The sequence below is a fragment of the Bradyrhizobium sp. WSM2793 genome, assembly GCF_000379585.1.
Classification (GTDB): domain Bacteria; phylum Pseudomonadota; class Alphaproteobacteria; order Rhizobiales; family Xanthobacteraceae; genus Bradyrhizobium.
Window position 1 is genome coordinate 1 of record NZ_KB902834.1, and the last position, 3,476, is coordinate 3,476.

A 3,476-nucleotide genomic window follows, 5' to 3' on the forward strand; every position below is an offset into this window, starting at 1 on the left:
ATTGCAGCCTCCGTCGCTGTTTGCCTCCATTCTTGGCACCGCGACGCGAACCTACTGCGAATCTATGATTGCGAACTTGTGACTCGGGACACTAGGCGTCAGGCAGCCTGCGCAAGTGCTGCCTTCTTACAGAGACGAGCGACCCATCGGCAAAAGCAACGTGCAATTTCGGAATGCTCGCTGCGATCCACCGCGTAGGCGCGATATTGCATGCCACTTGGAGCCCGTGAGCCGGGGATGATTTGCAAAGCGCCCCCTCGCACCAGATCACTGACGATGATTTCCGGTGCGACAAGAAGGCATTTTCCTGTCATGACGGCCGGCAGAGCAAGATAATTGTGATCATAGCGCGCGCCCGCTCGTATGTCGTTTGAGGACAGGTTCATGGCCCTCAGCCATGTCGGCAGGATGTCGGGACGAGATGTGATGTTCAGTATCGGGGTTGAGCGAACGATCGAGAGCTCTCTGCCCGCGACCAGATTTGGCGGGCCGACGCATACCAGCTCCTCATTGTAGATCTCCCAACTGTCGGCGGGTTCGATGACGGAAAGGTCGCGTGTAATCAAAATATCGAAATCATCCGAAGATGTCGGCGGCGATAGCGAGCTGACGACGTCCACGATGACGCCGCCCATTTCGGTAGAAAACGCCTGCAGATTCGGAATCAGAAGCGAGAAAGCAAAAGTCGATAGTGATGTGCGGACGACGATCCGATTGGTGCCCGCGGCCGCCCGCCGCCGCATTCTCTTGGCGGTGAAGCCGACTGTCTCGAGCGGTTCAGAGACTGCGTTAGCAAATAGTCTTCCGAACTCGGTCAAATCACTGAGCCGCCCCCGCCGCTCGATGAGGTCCGCACCCAGATAGTCCCGCAGGACGGACAAATAGCGGCTGACCGAACTCTGCGTCGTTCCCAAAGCGGTGGCTGCGCGCGTGACGCTGCCTTCGCGTGCGACGGTCACAAAAGCACGGATGGCGTTTAAAGGAACTTCATCGTCTTGAGCCGCCATTGTCTGCTCCGGCGCCAGAATGAACATCCATCACATTATTCGATGTCCATAGCAGGATGGCCGCGTATCAACTATGGGTTGCGCACAAAATCCGCGTGGGAGCGCATTGATACTTGATCCAGTAACCGCACAAGAACTGCTTCAACAGCTCGGTGCTGACAGGGGCTAGGTCATTTTGCGCGTGCCCGCTTCGGCTTGCGACCTTTAGGTAAGGTAGCGGGTGGCGGCGCACCCTTGGATGGCCGAACAAACAGCTCGGAGACAGCTACGCCGAGCGTCTCGGCAAGGCGATCGAGAAGATCGATCGTCGGGTTCGCCTGTTGGCGCTCAAGTCCGCTCATGTAGGAGCGATCAACACCTGCATCATAGGCCAATTGCTCTTGCGGAATACCGCGCTGGACGCGGATCCGGCGCACATTGTAAGCCACAAGCGCACGAGCTCTCATGCGCGAAAGCAGCCATTTCGATGGTCATCAAACCACTGGCTATAACCTGCATAAAAACATCACCAAATTGGAAGTTTTTGATCGAATGCGATGAGTGTCACCGAATCGTTGTTTCCCCGACGCTACTGAGAGCGGGCCGCACAAGCGCTGGTATGTCGTCCCTCTATCATTTCGCGGCGGCGCAGGTTTTGCGGGCGCTGACCGGAGCTCAGCCGTTCGGCTGGCTCGGCAGCCGTTCGATTCGGCTGCCCAATTTGCGCGAGCGGCCTCGAGCAAAAGGCAAAGATGCTGACTGAGAGGGAGCCGAGGGTCCTCCATTCAACGAAATGGAGTTGCAGCCCCGATGAAATGAGGCGCAAGCCATCGAGATTGCAGCGACGGCCGTTCAGGCAAGGTTCGAGTTAGCCTTCAGCCCTGCATCAGCGCAGAAAGCGCGTTTCAGCTGCCTTAATCTCGTCCATTCTCTGGAGTTCGAAGATTTCCTCTACCGGTACAACATCCTTGTGGACGTTCTGGACACCGCCATCAGCGATGATGCGGCGGAAGGTGTCCCTCAAGGCCGTGCTTGAGGCCCGGATGCCGTGATCGCCATAGATCATCATCTGGACGTTGCCCAACTCCTTGACCCGACGGGCATCCAGGTCCGAATAAGGATTTGGCACAATGGCCAGCGGCACTGAACCGGTCCAGGCGCGGGAAAAGCTTTCGATCTCGCCAGGATCCTTCTTCTTTGAATGGATCAGGATCATGTCGGCACCAGCCTTCACATATGCTTGCGCGCGGTCTAAGGCTTCAGCTTCGCCAAGGCCAGCGATGAGCGCTTCTGTTCTCGCGATCACAAGAAAAAGTTGGATCTCGTCTTGTGACGAGAGCAGCCTCGATCTTGCCCTGGAATTCCTCGGCGCGCAGCAGTTTCTGGCGGCCGTCCGCAGCAAGGCTCGTAACCTGAGGGAATGTCTTGTCCTCGATGACAACGGCGCTGGCGCCAGCCCTTTCATACTCGCCAATCGCATGCATGACATTGATCGCATTGCCATAGCCAGTGTCGATGTCGGCCACGATCGGTATCGTCGTGCGCCCGGCGATTGCTCGCGGCATATCCAGATGCTGTGCCATCGAGATCAGGCTCATGTCAGCCAAGCCATAAAGTGCGGAAAGTGCGAAACCGGAGGCCCCCACCCCATCGAAGCCGCTTCCTCGAAAGCGGGCTATGAGCTGCCGTAATGTGGACAAGATCGCTTTCGGCCATCCGGGCACGCAGGCGTTTGGCAGGAGACATCCGAACTCTTTCAAGATAGGGCGGCAAGCGGTGATGATCCGATCGCAGGCGCGGGTGAGATCCTTAAGCGACGAAGCATGAGAGATGCGAATGTTGGGCGAGACCAGGAAGCCGCCAGCGGCCGCCGCGGGGACGCAAACGCATCGAGAAGATACATGGCTAACATGGCTGTCAGTCTCTGTCACCTTAGCGCCCGGCGTGTGTTTGCCGATCAAGCCGGCGCAAGCATCAAGTGAGGTTTCGAAATCGGGTTCGCCCGACCGAGTGTGATCACGTCCGCGTAGCTCGGCGGCTCGCGCCGTCGTGGCCTGGCTTCGGAGGAATGGACAAGCCTTGAGCCGTTCTGCAACGAGAGACAATGGGAGCACCTGAAGTTTGACGCAGGATTGTTGACCGCTTCTACTCATTGGCAAAGTTGCGAACAAAACGGACATTCGTGTTCGTTGAATGAAATGATCGCAAGTTGCGATGCCTTGCGTCGCATCGCCGAAGAAGACGGCGCGTTTCGCGGCCGCGCCTCACCAGCGGAGCAATTTGCTCGCCGCTTCGTACGTCGGGTGCCGCGCAGACGGGTGAATTCTCTTGTCCAAAACGATCAACGGGACCCGAAGCGCTTCCGGCTCACGACGAAGAAATTGCGCGGCGCCCTTTAAGAAAGCAGCGCCAAGGCTCGCTCGCTGCGGCCCGTCCGTTGTCAAGCGACCTCGGCGACGCTGCTTAGGGCCACACTGTTTAGCTCCGCAG

The 3,476-nt window shown here is 57.9% G+C and carries 6 protein-coding genes; 2 read left to right on the forward strand and 4 right to left on the reverse strand.

Translation table 11 applies throughout. From position 1 onward, the window contains the following. Positions 1 to 98 precede the first annotated feature (98 nt). Together A3AS_RS0139320 and A3AS_RS46295 are read right to left on the reverse strand one after the other, a co-directional pair. Positions 99 to 1,007, reverse strand: a complete 909-nt coding sequence (locus A3AS_RS0139320; protein WP_026202842.1) for a LysR family transcriptional regulator — start codon at positions 1,005 to 1,007, stop codon at positions 99 to 101. 170 nt (positions 1,008 to 1,177) lie between these two features. Beyond that, positions 1,178 to 1,453: a helix-turn-helix domain-containing protein gene (locus A3AS_RS46295; protein ID WP_018322907.1), complete on the reverse strand. Its 276-nt coding sequence runs from the start codon at positions 1,451 to 1,453 to the stop codon at positions 1,178 to 1,180. 20 nt (positions 1,454 to 1,473) lie between these two features. On the opposite strand from A3AS_RS46295, the gene A3AS_RS48020 reads away from it, so the two are divergent. Then, the gene (locus A3AS_RS48020) at positions 1,474 to 1,749 is read left to right on the forward strand and encodes a hypothetical protein (protein WP_157644515.1); all 276 of its coding nucleotides are present in this window, start codon (positions 1,474 to 1,476) and stop codon (positions 1,747 to 1,749) included. Positions 1,750 to 1,872: 123 nt separating this feature from the next. On the opposite strand, the gene A3AS_RS49895 is transcribed toward A3AS_RS48020, so the two are convergent. Further along, positions 1,873 to 2,292, reverse strand: coding sequence for an isocitrate lyase/phosphoenolpyruvate mutase family protein (locus A3AS_RS49895; protein WP_256375122.1), 420 nt, complete (start codon positions 2,290 to 2,292; stop codon positions 1,873 to 1,875). Then, on the reverse strand, positions 2,246 to 3,166 hold the full coding sequence (locus tag A3AS_RS0139325; protein WP_256375123.1) for an isocitrate lyase/phosphoenolpyruvate mutase family protein: 921 nt from the start codon (positions 3,164 to 3,166) through the stop codon (positions 2,246 to 2,248). The genes A3AS_RS49895 and A3AS_RS0139325 overlap by 47 nt, the downstream gene beginning before the upstream one ends. 9 nt (positions 3,167 to 3,175) lie before the next feature. Between A3AS_RS0139325 and A3AS_RS48025 the strand changes: the two genes are divergently transcribed. Next, positions 3,176 to 3,385 (forward strand): hypothetical protein, encoded by a 210-nt coding sequence (locus A3AS_RS48025; RefSeq protein ID WP_157644516.1) that lies wholly within the window; start codon positions 3,176 to 3,178, stop codon positions 3,383 to 3,385. The last annotated feature ends 91 nt before the right edge of the window (positions 3,386 to 3,476 follow it).